Source organism: Pseudomonas schmalbachii, assembly GCF_017589465.1.
GTDB lineage: Bacteria > Pseudomonadota > Gammaproteobacteria > Pseudomonadales > Pseudomonadaceae > Pseudomonas > Pseudomonas schmalbachii.
The window spans coordinates 233462-248433 of sequence record NZ_JAELYA010000002.1 but is presented as its reverse complement, the minus strand read 5'-3'; the positions used below and the strand labels follow the sequence as shown (position 1 = coordinate 248433).

General features: G+C 65.6%; 11 protein-coding genes. 8 read left to right on the top strand and 3 right to left on the bottom strand.

Translation table 11 applies throughout. The features are described from left to right. Positions 1 to 91: 91 nt before the first annotated feature. Complete coding sequence (locus JFY56_RS06575) at positions 92 to 1951, bottom strand: cation:proton antiporter (protein ID WP_208312730.1); 1860 nt, start codon at positions 1949 to 1951, stop codon at positions 92 to 94. A gap of 96 nt (positions 1952 to 2047) precedes the next feature. On the opposite strand from JFY56_RS06575, the gene xerD reads away from it, so the two are divergent. From xerD to JFY56_RS06550, 5 genes are all read left to right on the top strand, one after another. Beyond that, the gene (gene xerD, locus JFY56_RS06570; RefSeq protein ID WP_208312729.1) at positions 2048 to 2944 is read left to right on the top strand and encodes a site-specific tyrosine recombinase XerD; all 897 of its coding nucleotides are present in this window, start codon (positions 2048 to 2050) and stop codon (positions 2942 to 2944) included. 141 nt (positions 2945 to 3085) lie between these two features. After that, positions 3086 to 3814 carry a bifunctional protein-disulfide isomerase/oxidoreductase DsbC gene (dsbC, locus tag JFY56_RS06565; protein WP_208312728.1) on the top strand — a complete coding sequence of 243 codons (729 nt, stop codon included), beginning with the start codon at positions 3086 to 3088 and terminating at the stop codon, positions 3812 to 3814. 114 nt (positions 3815 to 3928) lie between these two features. Next, positions 3929 to 5233, top strand: a complete 1305-nt coding sequence (locus tag JFY56_RS06560) for a homoserine dehydrogenase (protein ID WP_208312727.1) — start codon at positions 3929 to 3931, stop codon at positions 5231 to 5233. 56 nt (positions 5234 to 5289) lie between these two features. Then, complete coding sequence (gene thrC / locus JFY56_RS06555) at positions 5290 to 6699, top strand: threonine synthase (RefSeq protein ID WP_208312726.1); 1410 nt, start codon at positions 5290 to 5292, stop codon at positions 6697 to 6699. A gap of 146 nt (positions 6700 to 6845) precedes the next feature. Then, the gene (locus JFY56_RS06550) at positions 6846 to 7127 is read left to right on the top strand and encodes a DUF3509 domain-containing protein (protein WP_208312725.1); all 282 of its coding nucleotides are present in this window, start codon (positions 6846 to 6848) and stop codon (positions 7125 to 7127) included. A 202-nt stretch (positions 7128 to 7329) separates the two neighbouring features. On the opposite strand, the gene JFY56_RS06545 is transcribed toward JFY56_RS06550, so the two are convergent. Further along, on the bottom strand, positions 7330 to 8529 hold the full coding sequence (locus tag JFY56_RS06545) for a CaiB/BaiF CoA transferase family protein (RefSeq protein ID WP_208312724.1): 1200 nt from the start codon (positions 8527 to 8529) through the stop codon (positions 7330 to 7332). A 247-nt stretch (positions 8530 to 8776) separates the two neighbouring features. Here JFY56_RS06545 and JFY56_RS06540 point away from each other — a divergent pair, with 247 nt between their 5' ends. The 3 genes from JFY56_RS06540 to recJ all read left to right on the top strand — a co-directional run bounded on the left by JFY56_RS06540 (position 8777) and on the right by recJ (position 12311). Then, positions 8777 to 9949 (top strand): GGDEF domain-containing protein, encoded by a 1173-nt coding sequence (locus JFY56_RS06540; RefSeq protein ID WP_208312723.1) that lies wholly within the window; start codon positions 8777 to 8779, stop codon positions 9947 to 9949. Positions 9950 to 10020: 71 nt separating this feature from the next. Then, positions 10021 to 10560, top strand: coding sequence for a YaeQ family protein (locus JFY56_RS06535; protein ID WP_208312722.1), 540 nt, complete (start codon positions 10021 to 10023; stop codon positions 10558 to 10560). A gap of 35 nt (positions 10561 to 10595) precedes the next feature. Then, entirely contained in the window at positions 10596 to 12311 is a 1716-nt protein-coding gene (recJ, locus tag JFY56_RS06530) for a single-stranded-DNA-specific exonuclease RecJ (protein ID WP_208312721.1), read from the top strand. A 240-nt stretch (positions 12312 to 12551) separates the two neighbouring features. Here recJ and JFY56_RS06525 read toward each other — a convergent pair whose 3' ends face one another. Further along, positions 12552 to 14963 carry a TonB-dependent siderophore receptor gene (locus JFY56_RS06525; RefSeq protein WP_208312720.1) on the bottom strand — a complete coding sequence of 804 codons (2412 nt, stop codon included), beginning with the start codon at positions 14961 to 14963 and terminating at the stop codon, positions 12552 to 12554. Between the last annotated feature and the right edge of the window lie 9 nt (positions 14964 to 14972).

Sequence of the window (14972 nt, the reverse complement as noted above, 5' to 3'; positions counted from 1 at the left end):
CTGCTTTTTTTATGCCTGTGCCATTGATCGGGCGTGATGATGGCTTTCCGGCCAGTATTCGCATCGGCGACCGGCTCGATCCATTCCTCCATCAGTTTTCGCCGATTGCCTCGGGACCGGACGATTGCGCAGTGCACAGCTCCTGGCTGTCGCTGGGAGCTGGCGCTATCAGCGAAATCAGTGTCCATCCGGCTGCGGGTGTCACCGGGCTCGCCGGGCTGGCCACATGGACCCATCCCGCCGGATCGCGAGCGAACAGCAGTGTCGCACGACTGCCATGCAAGGCCTGGAACTCCGCCCAGCCGAAGCTTTCGCTTAGCTGGGTGTTGCGCACTTCCGCGCCATGCGCGATCAGGCTGGCGGCCTGCGGATAAGTGAGCGACTGCTGGCCAAGCAGCTGTCCGCGGTAGCGATCGCTGGCACGGTGCTTGTCGCTACGGCGCACTTCCTGGCCGCTGGGCAGGGTGAACAGGTGGCGGGGGCCGAACTCATGACGAAAACCCAGGCAAGCGACGGTGTTCAGTTCGCCCGCGGGGGACAGCGCAAGCAGATGGCCGATCCCGACCAGATCGAGATGCGCTTCCGCGTGCTGCGAAGTCGGGTTGCCGAAGTAGGTCGGCAGGTTGTCCATGCGCGCGGCGCGGACATTTTCCCAGCTGGAATCGGTGAGCAGCACCCTGCTGCCGGCATTCTGCAACGCCTGGCCGATAGCTCGGCCCACCGGGTTGGCGCCGACGATGAGGAAGCCGGATGGCGCCGGTTCAGCGACCTTCAGCAGGCGGGCAATGGGGCGAGCGGTGGCACTTTGCAGGACGACGGTGCCGATGATCACCAGGAATGTCAGGGGTACCAGCAACTCGGCCTGGGAATGTCCCGCCTCTTGCAGGCGAATCGCGAAAATTGCCGACACCGCCGCGGCGACAATGCCACGCGGTGCGATCCAGCCGAGGAGGGCGCGTTCGCGCCAGTTCAGCGCCGAGCCGTACGCGGACACTGCTACGTTGAGCGGCCGGGCTATCAGCTGGATCACAAGCAGCACCAGCAGAGGCGCCGGGCCGAGGCTGAGCAGGCTCTGAAGGTCGAGGCGCGCGGCGAGGATGACGAACAGGCCGGAAATCAGCAGGACGCTGAGGTTCTCCTTGAAATGCAGGATGTGCCGTACGTCCACACCCGGCATGTTGGCCAGGCACACCCCCATCAACGTCACCGCGAGGAGGCCGGATTCGGGCACCAGTTGGTTTGCGAAGATGAAGGCGCCTAGAACCGCAGCCAGCGAACCCAGATTGTGCAGGTACTCTGGAAGCCACAGGCGGCGGAGTGCGTGGCCAAGGGCGAGGCCGACGCCGATGCCGATGGCGCTCCCGCAGGCGATTACCCCGGCGAAGGTGCCCAGGCTGCGGAGCCAGCCGCTTCCTGCATCGCTGGATACCACGTAGCTGTACACAACCACCGCCAGCAGGGCGCCGATCGGATCGATCATGATGCCCTCCCAGCGCAGGATGTTCGCTACCGTTGCCTTGGGCCGCATCACCCGCAGCATCGGAACTATCACTGTGGGGCCTGTCACCAGGGTCAGGGTGCCGAACAGAAGGGCCATTTCCCAGTTGAAGCCGAGCAGGTAGTGGGTCGCGAGCGCTATCACGCCCCAGGTGATCAGCGCGCCTATGGTGACCATCCGTTGCACCACGCGACCGATTTCATCCCACTCGCTGAAATGCAGGGTCAGGCTGCCTTCGAACAGGATCAGTGCCACGGACAGCGAGACCAGGGGAAACAGCAACGGGCCGAAGAGGCGTTCCGGATCCAGCACACCGAGCAAGGGGCCGGCCAGGATGCCGCTGATCAGCAGGAAGAGGATTGCAGGCAATCGCAACCGCCATGCCAGCCACTGGCTGAACAAGGCCGCGACACCGATGCCGCCCAGTGCGAGGAGTGTGCTGTGTTCATCCATGTGTGTGGATTCCCTGAATGGAGGAAATTCTGGCCGGCGAGGACCGGCCTGTGAAAGACTAGCCGCGCTTCCAACGGTTTCGAATGTTCTGCGCTCATGACTCCCCTCCCGCTCCCGCTGATCGACCGCTTTCTCGATGCCCTCTGGCTGGAAAAGGGCCTCTCGGAGCACACCCGCGCGGCCTATGGCAGCGACCTCGCGCTGTTCAACGGCTGGCTCGCCACGCATGGCATCACCCTGGAGCAGGCTGGGCGCGAGATCATCACCGACCATCTGGCCTGGCGGGTGGCGGAGGGCTATCGGGCCCGTTCCACTGCGCGCTTTCTTTCCGCCTTGCGCGGTTTCTTCCGTTATTGCCTGCGCGAAGAGTTGATCGGCGAGGATCCGACGCTGCTGATCGAAATGCCGCAACTCGGCAAGCCGCTGCCGAAATCGCTCTCCGAGGCCGATGTGGATGCGCTGCTGCTGGCTCCCGATCTCGGCGATCCGATCGGCCTGCGCGACCGGGCGATGCTCGAAGTGCTCTACGCCAGCGGCCTGCGGGTCAGCGAACTGGTCGGCCTGACCCTGGAGCAGATCAACCTGCGCCAGGGCGTGGTGCGGGTACTCGGCAAGGGCAGCAAGGAGCGCCTGGTTCCCCTGGGCGAGGAGGCCATCGTCTGGGTCGAACGCTATCTGCGCGAGGCGCGGGCCGATCTGCTCGGCGGTCGGCCCAGCGACGTGCTGTTCCCCAGCCTGCGCGGGGAGCAGATGGCCCGGCAGACCTTCTGGTATCGCATCAAGCATCACGCCAGGGTTGCCGGGATCGCCAAGTCGCTGTCGCCACACACCCTGCGCCACGCCTTCGCCACCCATCTGCTCAACCATGGCGCCGACCTGCGCGTGGTGCAGATGCTGCTCGGTCACAGCAACCTGTCCACAACGCAGATCTACACCCATATCGCCCGGGCGAGGCTGCGGGATCTGCACGCGCAGCACCATCCACGCGGGTGAGGTGGCTGTGGCGCCAGACCGGAGGGCACTTCGGCATTCCTCGACGACCGACCGGCAGCTGAAGCTTCCGGCTACAAGCTGCCCGCTCGGCCCGCAAGGCCGGCTGTGGTAGTCTTCCCGGATCGATCACGGGAGTTTTCCATGCGTTTGTTTCGACTTCTGAGTGCCGCCGCCCTGGGCCTGGCCAGCACCTTCGCCCTGGCTGCCGAGCCCGACCAGGCGATCCGCAATACCCTGCATTCGCTGCAGCCGGATCTGCCCATCGAGTCGATTTCCGCCAGCCCGCTGCAAGGCATCTACCAGGTCCAGCTCAAGGGCGGCCGGGTGCTTTACGCCAGCGCTGACGGCCAGTTCGTCGTGCAGGGCAACATCTACCAGGTGAAGGACGGTCAGCCGGTCAACCTGACCGAGAAGGCGGAGAGCGCCTCCATCGCCAAAACCATCAATGCCATCCCGGCCAAGGACATGGTGGTCTTCCCCGCCAAGGGCGAGACCAAGGGGCACATCACCGTGTTCACCGACACCACCTGCCCGTATTGCCAGAAGCTGCACTCCGAGGTGCCGGAGCTGAACAAGCGCGGTATCGAAGTGCGCTATCTGGCCTTCCCGCGCCAGGGACCGAACTCCTCGGGCGACCAGCAGCTGCAGGCGATCTGGTGTTCGAAGGATCGCCAGGCGGCGCTCAACGACATGTTCAGCGAGAAGGAAGTGAAGGCGGCCAAGTGCGATAACCCGGTGGACAAGCAGTTCGAACTGGGACAGATGGTCGGCGTGCAGGGTACTCCGGCGATCATCCTGGCCGACGGACAGATGCTGCCGGGCTACCAGTCGGCTGGCCAGATCGCCAAGCTCGTCCTGGACACCAAGTGAGGCGGGCCTTCCGCGTCGATTGACTAACAAAGCGCCGCTTCGTAAGGTGCGGTGCGTTCAAGTGGCCGGGCTCAATGCCCGGCTTTTATTGCTGTGATGATGGGGAGTTTCAGCGTGAAACCGGTCAAAGTGGGAATCTGCGGGTTGGGTACCGTCGGTGGCGGTACCTTCAATGTACTCAAACGCAACGCCGAGGAGATTGCCCGCCGTGCCGGGCGTGGTATCGAGGTTGCGCAGATTGCCGCTCGTCGTCCCAATCCGAAGTCTGAAACTGGCAGCACCCCCATCACTGCCGACATCTTCGACGTGGCGAACAACCCGGAAATCGACATCGTCATCGAACTGATCGGCGGCTACACCCAGGCCTATGATCTGGTGATGAAGGCCATCGAGAACGGCAAGCACGTGGTCACCGCGAACAAGGCGCTGATCGCCGTGCACGGCAACGAGATCTTCGCCAAGGCCCGCGAGAAGGGCGTGATCGTCGCGTTCGAAGCGGCGGTGGCCGGCGGCATCCCGGTGATCAAGGCGATCCGCGAGGGCCTGGCCGGTAACCGTATCAACTGGCTGGCCGGCATCATCAACGGCACCGGCAACTTCATCCTCACCGAAATGCGCGAGAAAGGCCGCGCCTTCGAGGACGTGCTGAAGGAAGCCCAGGCGCTCGGCTACGCCGAGGCTGATCCGACCTTCGACGTCGAAGGCATCGACGCCGCGCACAAGCTGACCATCCTGGCGTCCATCGCCTTCGGCATCCCGCTGCAGTTCGACAAGGCCTACACCGAAGGCATTACCAAACTGACCACCGCCGACGTCAACTACGCCGAAGCGCTGGGCTACCGCATCAAGCACCTGGGCGTGGCGCGCCGTACCGACGCCGGTATCGAGCTGCGCGTACACCCGACCCTGATCCCGGCCGACCGCCTGATCGCCAATGTGAATGGCGTGATGAACGCGGTCATGGTCAACGGCGACGCCGCCGGCAGCACCCTGTTCTATGGTGCCGGCGCCGGCATGGACCCGACCGCCTCGTCGGTGGTCGCCGACCTGGTGGACGTGGTTCGCGCCATGACCTCCGACCCGGAGAACCGCGTGCCGCACCTGGCCTTCCAGCCGGACTCGCTCTCCGACCACCCGATCCTGCCGATCGACGCCTGCGAAAGCGCCTACTACCTGCGCATCCAGGCCAAGGACCATCCGGGCGTACTGGCCCAGGTGGCGACCATCCTCTCCGAGCGCGGCATCAACATCGAGTCGATCATGCAGATGGAAGTCGAAGAGCATGACGGCCTGGTGCCGATGATCCTGGTTACCCACCGGGTGCTCGAATCCCGCATCATCGAAGCCATTACCGCGCTGGAAGCGCTGGATGACGTGGTCGGCAATGTCGTACGCATCCGCGTCGAACAACTGAACTGATATCGAACGCGGCGGATAGCCCCGGGCATCCGCCGCCAACCCGAAGGTTTCACACCATGCGTTACATCAGTACCCGCGGCCAGGCGCCCGCGCTGAACTTCGAAGACGTGCTGCTCGCCGGCCTGGCCAGCGATGGCGGCCTCTACGTGCCGGAAAACCTGCCGCGCTTCACCGTCGAGGAGATTGCCTCCTGGGCCGGCCTGCCGTACCACGAGCTGGCCTTCCGCGTGATGCGCCCGTTCGTTGCCGGCAGCATCGCCGACGCCGACTTCAAGAAAATCCTGGAAGAGACCTACGGCGTCTTCGCTCATAACGCCGTGGCGCCGCTGCGCCAGCTGAACGGCAACGAGTGGGTGCTGGAGCTGTTCCACGGCCCGACCCTGGCCTTCAAGGACTTCGCCCTGCAACTGCTCGGCCGCCTGCTCGACCACGTGCTGACCAAGCGCGGCGAGCGCGTGGTGATCATGGGCGCCACCTCCGGCGACACCGGCTCGGCCGCCATCGAAGGCTGCAAGGCCTGCGAGAACGTCGACATCTTCATCATGCACCCGCACAACCGTGTGTCCGAGGTGCAGCGCCGGCAGATGACCACCATCCTCGGCGAAAACATCCACAACATCGCCATCGAAGGCAACTTCGACGACTGCCAGGAGATGGTCAAGGCCAGCTTCGCCGACCAGGGTTTCCTCAAGGGCACCCGTCTGGTGGCGGTCAACTCGATCAACTGGGCGCGGATCATGGCCCAGATCGTCTACTACTTCCACGCGGCCCTGCAGCTTGGTGGACCGGCTCGCTCGGTGGCGTTCTCGGTGCCGACCGGCAACTTCGGCGACATCTTCGCCGGCTACCTGGCGCGCAACATGGGCCTGCCGATCAGCCAACTGATCGTCGCGACCAACCGCAACGACATCCTGCACCGCTTCATGTCCGGCAACCGCTACGACAAGGACACCCTGCACCCGTCGCTGTCGCCGTCGATGGACATCATGGTCTCGTCCAACTTCGAGCGCCTGCTGTTCGACCTGCACGGCCGCAACGGCAAGGCCATCGCCGACCTGATGGACGGCTTCAAGGCCAGCGGCAAGCTGTCCGTCGAGGACGACCGCTGGACCGAAGCCCGTCGCCTGTTCGACTCGCTGGCAGTGGACGATGAGCAGACTTGCGAAACCATCGCCGAGGTGTATGCGGAATGTGGCGAACTGCTCGACCCGCACACCGCCATCGGCGTGTGTGCCGCGCGCGAATGCCGTCGCAGCCTCGCCGTACCGATGGTGACCCTGGGCACCGCGCATCCGGTGAAATTCCCGGAAGCGGTGGAAAAGGCCGGCATCGACGCGGTTCCGGCGCTGCCGCCGCACCTGACCGACCTGTTCCAGCGCGAAGAGCGTTGCACCGTCCTGCCGAACGAACTGGCCAAGGTCCAGGCGTTCGTCAGCGCCCACGGCAACCGTGGAAAGCCGCTCTGATTCGCTGTTGAGCCAAGAAAAAGCCCGCCACCCGGCGGGCTTTTTCGTTTTGTTTACCTGCCCTTCGTCGTGTTTCCGCGAACTTTAGCGGCGTTTCGGGGGTCATCTCCTTTGTGACTTTTTTAATTGAAACAAGGAGATATGACATGGACCGGCTGAGCAGACTGCTGACCGATACCTTCGCTCCCTACGACTTCAGCCTCGACGAACCGCGCCCGGACGGCGGTCGAGTGCTGACCGTGAGCAACGAGGACGGCGAGGTCGTCATGCGCCGGGTCATTGCCGGCGAGCACCTCGATGGCGGCGAGCAGGGCGTGCGCGCTATCCAGACCATGCGGCGCGACCTGGCGGTCCAGGAAGGGCAGATCGAGGACGACGTGATCGTTGCCCTGCGGCAGCGGGCACAGGTGCTGCGCTACGGGACTTGAGGGCTGCGGGCCTGGCATCGCACTTTGGCAGGAGCGGGCCATGTGCGCGAATCGCGGGCATGGTCCTACGGACGGCGATACCACCGTAGGTTGGTGCTGAGCAACGCGAAGCCCAACATCGCCATCGTTGGGCTTCACTGCGTTCAGCGCCAACCTACGCGTGTTCTGGTCCAGCCGCGTAGTTACGTGGGACCGTAGGCATCTAGAGGGCGCCTGCAGCCCGCAGTTCGGCGATCCGCGCCGCGTCGTAACCCAGTTCCGCCAGCACGCTTTCCGTATGCTCGCCCAGTTCCGGGCCGATCCATTCGGTCGAGCCGGGGGTGTCGGAGAGCTTGGGCACGATGCCGGGCATCTTGAATGGCTTGCCGTCCGGCAGTTTCGCCGAGAGGAACATCTCGCGGGCGAGGAATTGCGGGTCGGTGAACATGTCCTCGGCGGAGTAGATGCGGCTGGCCGGCACCTCCGCCCGGTTGAGCAGTTCCAGCATCTGCTCCAGCGTCTGCGAGCGCGCCCAGCGATCGATCACGCCATAGAGCTCATCGCGACGCTGGTCGCGGCCGGCGTTGTCGGCCAGGGTCGGGTCGTCGGCCAGGTCGTCGCGGCCGATGGCCTGCATGAAGCGGCGGAAGATCGCATCGCCATTGGCGCCGATCTGCACGTGCCTGCCATCGGCGCTGGTGTGGATGGAGGAGGGAGTGATGCCGGGCATGATGTTGCCGCTGCGTTCGCGGATGAAACCGAACACGTCGAACTCCGGCACCATGCTTTCCATCATGGCGAAGATGGCTTCATAGAGCGCCACGTCGACCATCTGCCCCTTGCCGCCGTTGACCTCGCGGTGACGCACCGCCATCAGCGCGCCGATCACCGCCCACAGTGCGGCGATGGAGTCGCCGATGGAGATGCCGGTGCGCACCGGCGGGCGGTCCTCGAAGCCGGTGATGTAGCGCAACCCGCCCATGGATTCGCCGACCGCGCCGAAGCCCGGTTCGTCCTTGCGCGGGCCGGTCTGGCCGAAGCCGGACAGGCGCACCATCACCAGCTTCGGATTCAGCTCGTGCAGCACGTCCCAGCCGAGGCCGAGCTTTTCCAGCACGCCGGGACGGAAGTTCTCGATCAGGACGTCGGCTTCAGCCAGCAGCTTCTTCAGCACTTCGCGGCCGTCGGGGTGCTTGAGGTTGAGCGTCACCGAGCGCTTGTTGCGCGCCTGCACGAACCACCACAGCGAGGTCCCTTCGTACAGCTTGCGCCACTTGCGCAGCGGGTCGCCGCCATCCGGCGATTCGATCTTGATCACTTCGGCACCGAATTCGGCGCAGATCCGCGAGGCGAAGGGACCGGCGATCAGGGTGCCGAGCTCTATGACTTTCAGACCGGCCAGCGGTTTGGCATGGGCGTTCATCGGATTTTCCATTCGACGGGCAATGCCCGCGACTCTAGCGCCTGGCTCGCGGCACGGGTAGCCCGCAAATTCAATCCGGCCATCGGCGGTTTGCGCACCGGCACGGTACGCGTAAAGTAGAGGCATACGCCTCCCTTTCACTGGCTTGTCCCTAACGGGCAGGGTGCCTAGAAATGCGTGCCTTCGAATCCTTCCCGCTTCATGTCGGCTTCCCGCAGTATGCGAGCGAGGCGGGCGAGGGGGTGGCATGCAACTGAGCGTCCCGACACTGCTGGTCGTCGACCTGTACATCCTGACCCTGGTCGGCGTACTGATGTGTTTCGCCTGGTATCGCGGCCGACGCGAGCCGACCCTCGGCTACATGAGCGCCGCGCTCCTGCTCGGCGCCCTGTCGACCTTCCTCGGCAGCCTGCGCAATCTCGGCATCGACTACGTGCCCATCGTCATCAGCAACGCGATGCTGTTCCTCTGCTACGCGATGGTGTGGATGTCCATGCGCGTGTTCGCCGGGCGCCCGCCGCACTGGCCGGGGCTCGTCGCTGGCGCTGTATTGTGGGCGGCGCTGTGCCTCTGGCCTGCGTTCTACGGATCGTTGCCGGCGCGCATCCTGCTCAGCTCCCTTCTGACGATCGCCTACTGCCTGCTGGCGGCCGGCGAGCTATGGCGCAGCCGGCACAGCCTGGAGGTTTCGCTGCGGCCGATCCTCATCCTGCTGTTCCTGCACATCGGCGTGTACGCCGTGCGCCTGCTTCTGGACCGGGACTTGCCCTACGCGCCGGCGCCGGAGGGCGGGATCACCTTCTTCGCCTTCCTGATCTTCGAAACCCTGCTCTTTGCCATCGGCCTTGCCTTCGCCACCCTGGCGATGGTCAAGGAGCGCGCCGAGCTGAAGTTCCGCTCGGCGGCCCTCAGCGATCCGCTGACCGGCGCCGGCAACCGCCGTGCCTTCATGGATTCCGGCGAACGCCTGCTGCGCATGTGCGCCGAGCGCGGCGAGCCGGCGGCGTTGCTGCTCTGCGACCTGGACAACTTCAAGCAGTTGAACGACGCCTACGGCCATCCCGCCGGCGACCAGGCGCTGGTCGAGTTCAGCCGCATCACCGCATCGCGCATGCGGCGCAAGGACGTCTTCGCCCGCATCGGCGGCGAGGAGTTCGCCTGCCTGCTGCCGGAGGCCGGCGCCGAGGGCGCCTACCAGGTGGCCGAACGGGTGCGCCGCGAGTTCGCCGAACTGCCGTTCATCGCCGAAGGACAGCTCAGCGTCAGCATCGGCATCGCCACCACCCGCGAGGCCGGCCACGACCTGCCGAACCTGCTCGCCCTGGCCGACCAGGCGCTCTACGCGGCGAAGGCCAAGGGCCGCAACCGCATCGAGCTGGCTGCTTCCGGACCGAGCGCCGATCGCCGCGCCCGAGAATGATTCCCGAAGGGCCGGCGAGTGGGGCTCTTTCGGGTTAAACTTGCCGGCTTCCGAAATCGCCAGGAATGACCATGGCCCTGTCCGCCACGCCCTACAAAGCCGATATCAGCCTGACCGACCTCGATCGCGGCGTTTACGAGACCCTGCGCTTCACCGTCGCCCGCCACCCATCGGAAACCGAAGAGCGCCTGGCGGTGCGTCTGCTGGCCTACGTGATCTGGTACAACGAGCAACTCGGCTTCGGTCGCGGCCTGTCGGATGTGGAAGAGCCGTCTCTGTGGGAAAAGAGCCTGGACGACCGTATCGTCCACTGGATCGAAGTCGGCCAGCCGGACAGCGACCGCCTGGTCTGGTGCTCGCGCCGCTGCGAACGTCTGTCGCTGCTGGCCTACGGCAACCTGCGGGTGTGGACCACCAAGGTGCTGGACGGCGTGCGCCACCTGAAGAACCTCAACGTCGCAGCCGTTCCCCAGGAACCATTGGAAGAGCTGGCGAAGGACCTGCCGCGTTCGATCAACTGGACCGTGATGATCAGCGAAGGGACGATCTTCGTCACCGACCAGAATGGCCAGCATGAGCTTCAACTGGAATGGCTGATGGGCGAGCGCTGAGCTCGTCTGGATACTCACGGAAACAGAGTCGTTTGATGCGCATCGAACCCCGCCCCCTGCCGGAAACCCTGCCCGACCTCGGCGACCTGCCGCCCCTGCTGACCCGCCTGTACGCCGCCCGTGGCGTGAAGTCCGCCGCCGAGCTGGACAAGGGCCTGGCGCGGCTGATTCCGTACCAGCAACTGAAGGGCATCGACGCCGCCGTCGAGCTGCTGGTCGAGGCCCTGGAGCGCGGTCAGCGCATCCTCTACGTTGGCGACTTCGATGCCGATGGCGCTACCGCCAGCAGCGTCGGCGTGCTGGCGCTGCGCATGCTCGGCGCGGCCTGGGTCGATTACCTGGTGCCGAACCGCTTCGAATACGGCTACGGCCTGACCCCGGAAATCGTCGCCGTGGCGCTGGAGAAGCGCCCGGACCTGCTGGTGACGGTGGACAACGGCATCTCCAGCATCGACGGCGTCGCCGCGGCCAAGGCCGCCGGGCTGCGCGTGCTGGTCACCGACCACCACCTGCCGGGCCCGGAACTGCCGGCAGCGGACGCCATCGTCAACCCCAACCAGCCGGGCTGCGAATTCCCCAGCAAGGCGATGGCCGGCGTGGGAGTGATCTTCTACGTCATGCTCGCCCTGCGCGCGCGTCTGCGCGAAAAAGGCTATTTCGCTGCGCGCGGCATGGCGGAGCCGAATCTCGCGGAAGTGCTCGATCTGGTCGCCCTCGGCAGCGTCGCCGACGTGGTGCCGCTGGATGCCAACAACCGCATCCTCGTGCACCAGGGGTTGGCGCGCATTCGTGCCGGGCGTGCGCGGCCGGGGTTGCGCGCCTTGCTGGAAGTGGCCGGGCGCGACTGCCGGCGCATCACCTCCACCGACCTCGGCTTCATCCTCGGTCCGCGCCTGAATGCGGCCGGGCGCCTGGACGACATGTCCCTCGGCATCGAAATGCTGCTGTGCGACGACGAAGCGCTGGCCCGCGACATGGCGGTGCAGCTCGATTCCCTCAATCAGGATCGCAAGGCCATCGAGCAGGGCATGCAGCGCGAGGCGCTGGCCCAGCTCAAGGAACTGCCGGTGGACGAAATGCCGTTCGGCCTCTGCCTGTTCGATCCCGAATGGCACCAGGGCGTGATCGGCATCCTCGCCTCGCGCCTGAAGGAGCGTTACCACCGGCCAACCATTGCCTTCGCCGATGCCGGAGATGGCAGTCTCAAGGGGTCGGCGCGCTCTGTACCGGGCCTGCATATCCGCGATGCGCTGGATGCCGTGGCGGCCCGCCATCCGGGGCTGATCAGCAAGTTCGGCGGCCACGCGATGGCAGCCGGGCTGTCGTTGCCGCAGGAGAACTTCGGCGCTTTCGCTGCTGCGTTCGACTTCGAGGTCCGCCGGCAGCTGGACGAGGACGACCTGACCGGCCGCCTGCTCTCCGACGGCCAGCTCAGCGCCGAGGAATACCACCTGGAACTGGCCCGTGCGATCCGCCAGGCCGGTCCCTGGGGCCAGCACTTCCCCGAGCCGCTGTTCCACGGCGTGTTCCAGATCGTCCAGCAGCGCCTGGTCGGCGAGCGCCACCTGAAGCTGGTGCTGAAGACCGAGTGCGGCTCGCAGCAACTGGATGGCATCGCCTTCAACATCGACCGCGACCTCTGGCCGAACGCCTCGGTACGCTGGGTCGAGCTGGCCTACAAGCTCGACGTCAACGAATTCCGCGGCAACGAGAGCGTGCAACTGATGGTGGCGCACATCGCGCCACGTTGAGCAACGTAGGGTGGATCACGCTCCATCGATCCACCGTCCGGCCTGTCCGGCGCCTGTGTGGTGGATGGAAGAGCGCCTCCACCCCATCCCTCACCCTAACCCTCTCCCAGAGGGAGAGGGGACCGTCCGGAGTTGCCAGTTGGCACGGCATGCAACCCAACACTGTTGCGCCCCCTCTCCCTCTGGGAGAGGGCTGGGGTGAGGGAGCATTACGGGCCAGCCTTATCCATCGTATTCGGCTCAGTAGGTGTATTTCAGACTCGCCATCAGGTTGCGCGGTGCGCCGTACACGCCGTAGGTGTTGACGTTGCTGAAGTACTCGCGGTCGAACGCGTTGTTCAGGTTGACCGAGGCCGACAGGTTGTCGCTGATGTCGTAGCGCGCCATCAGGTTGGCCACGTAATAGCTGCCCTGGGTGTAGTAGTGCAGGTCGTAGCCGGTCTTGCTGCTCCAGTTGAAGCCGCCGCCGACGGTGAACTTGTCCCAGGCACCGGGCATCTTGTAGGTGGTGAAGGCCTTCAGGCTGTGGCGCGGCACGTCGGCGACGATGCGGTTGTCGTCCTCGTCCGTGCTGACGCTGTAGGCGTAGCCGCTGGTGAGCTGCCAGCCGGGCGCCAGTTCGCCGTTCAGTTCCATCTCCACGCCCTTGGTGGTAGTGCCCTGCTCGGCGGCATAGGCGATGCCGTCCCAGATCGCCAGGTTGTCCTGCTCGACCTTGAACAGCGCCAGGCTGGAGCTGAGCCGGCCCTCGTAGAACGCGGCCTTCACGCCCGCCTCGTAGCTGGTGCCTTCCTCCGGATCGATCGGCTGGTTGTTCACGTCGCGGACCCAGGAGCCCTGCGGGTTGAAGATCTTGGTGTAGCTGGCGTACACCGACCAGACGTCGTCCAGTGTGTAGGTCACGCCGGTGTAGGGGATGAACACGCCGCTCTCGCGTTCGGTGTCCTTGGTGTCCGGGCCGCCGTTGGGATGGTTCTCGGTGGTGCGCTTCCAGTCGACCACGCGGCCGCCGAGGATCAGATTGGTGTCGTCGTTGACGCTGAAGCGCGAGGTCAGGAAGGCCGCGTACTGGTTCTCGCGGGTGTCGCCTTCGCCGATCTTCTCGAACACCGGTTCGGCCATCCTGTTATCCCAGGTGTGGATATTCGGGATGCTGCCGTCGAAGGAGGTCCAGGGTCCCATCCAGCCACCGTAGTCGGGATAGTCGAGCTCGCGGATCTGCGACAGGGTGGTGCCGGCGATCAGCTCGTGCTCCTGACCGAACAGCGAGAACGGCCCGGTGACGTAGGCGTCGAGGTTGTTCTGCTCCGGTTCCGATACCCAGCGCGTCGGCAAGATCACGCCGCCGGCACCGGTGGCCTGGTCGAGGTCGCCGGAGAGGTAGGTCACCACCGCGTCGTACTCGTAGCGCGAGTGGCTGAGTTCGGCCTTGCCGCTCCAGCCGTTGTCGAAGTGGTGTTCCACCGAGGCGAAGACGTTGTCCACGGTGTTCTCGTAGTAGGCCCAGTCCGGCGAGCTGTTGGCCGAGCGCTTGAAGTCGGTTTTCTGGCCGTTGCTGTAGCGCAGCGGGAAGCCGGTGCGCATCGGCGAGTCGACGTCGTCGCTGAGATGGCTGAAGCCGATGGTCAGCAGGGTGGCTTCGCTCAGGTCGAATTCGCTGATGCCGTAGACCAGCCCCTTCTTCTCGTGGAAGTCATCGACCCAGGCGTGCTGGTCCTTGTAGTCGGCCACCAGGCGGGCGCGCACCGTGCCTTCGTCGTTCAGCGGGCCGGAGACATCCATGCCGCTGCCGTAGCGGTCCCAGCTGCCGGCCTCGGCGGTGAGGGAAACCTGCGGCTCGAAGGTCGGGCGCTTGCGGATCAGGTTGATGGTCGCCGCCGGGGTGCCCATGCCGCTGACCAGGCCGGTGGCGCCGCGGACCACCTCGACGCGGTCGTAGGCCGCGGTGTTCTGCAGGTAGTTGCCGAGCAGCGACGAGGACGGCACGCCGTCGATGGAGAAGTTGCGAATCTCGAATCCGCGCGACCAGAACTGCTCGGTGTCCGCGCCGAGGCCGGAGCGCAGCACGGTGATGCCGGCGGTGGCGTCCAGGGCGTCGCTGATGCTGTCGAGCTTCTGGTCGTCGAGGCGCTGGCGGGTTAGCACGGTGACCGACTGCGGGGTTTCCTGCGGGGTCAGGTTGAGGCGTGTCGAGCTGCTCGACGAATAGGTGGTGTAGGAACCGGTGCCCTCGGTGGTCGCGCCCGGCGCCTTGCCGGAGATGGTCACCGCGTTCATTTCCAGGGCTTCGCCGCTGGTCGGCAGCAGGCGCAGCTCATAGTGGCCCTCGGCGGTCTGCAGCGCTTCCAGGCCGCTGCCGTCGAGCATGATCGACAGTGCCTCGTCGACGCTGTAGGTGCCTTTCAGCGCGTGGGACTCCCGGCCCGCCGCCAGCGCGCCGTCGGCCGCCAGATAGATGCCGGCCTCGGCGGCCAGGCGGTTCAGGCGTTCGGCCAGCGGACCGGCGGGGATGTCGTAGCGCTGGGTGCGCACCTGCGACTGTTCGGCGGCGTGCAGCGCGGCGCAGGGCAGGGCGGCGCCGAAGGCGAGGGGTAGGCACAGGCTGAGTTGGCGCAGGGTGGCGCGGGGCGAGGCGGTCTTGCGAGGGGACATTACGGGTTC

Coding starts and splice junctions, on each gene's coding strand:
- JFY56_RS06550 (WP_208312725.1), top strand. CDS start 6,846: ATGGACCGGCTGAGCAGACTGCTGACCGATACCTTCGCTCCCTACGAC.
- thrC (WP_208312726.1), top strand. CDS start 5,290: ATGCGTTACATCAGTACCCGCGGCCAGGCGCCCGCGCTGAACTTCGAA.
- JFY56_RS06535 (WP_208312722.1), top strand. CDS start 10,021: ATGGCCCTGTCCGCCACGCCCTACAAAGCCGATATCAGCCTGACCGAC.
- JFY56_RS06575 (WP_208312730.1), bottom strand. CDS start 1,951: ATGGATGAACACAGCACACTCCTCGCACTGGGCGGCATCGGTGTCGCG.
- JFY56_RS06545 (WP_208312724.1), bottom strand. CDS start 8,529: ATGAACGCCCATGCCAAACCGCTGGCCGGTCTGAAAGTCATAGAGCTC.
- JFY56_RS06525 (WP_208312720.1), bottom strand. CDS start 14,963: ATGTCCCCTCGCAAGACCGCCTCGCCCCGCGCCACCCTGCGCCAACTC.
- dsbC (WP_208312728.1), top strand. CDS start 3,086: ATGCGTTTGTTTCGACTTCTGAGTGCCGCCGCCCTGGGCCTGGCCAGC.
- recJ (WP_208312721.1), top strand. CDS start 10,596: ATGCGCATCGAACCCCGCCCCCTGCCGGAAACCCTGCCCGACCTCGGC.
- JFY56_RS06540 (WP_208312723.1), top strand. CDS start 8,777: ATGCAACTGAGCGTCCCGACACTGCTGGTCGTCGACCTGTACATCCTG.
- xerD (WP_208312729.1), top strand. CDS start 2,048: ATGACTCCCCTCCCGCTCCCGCTGATCGACCGCTTTCTCGATGCCCTC.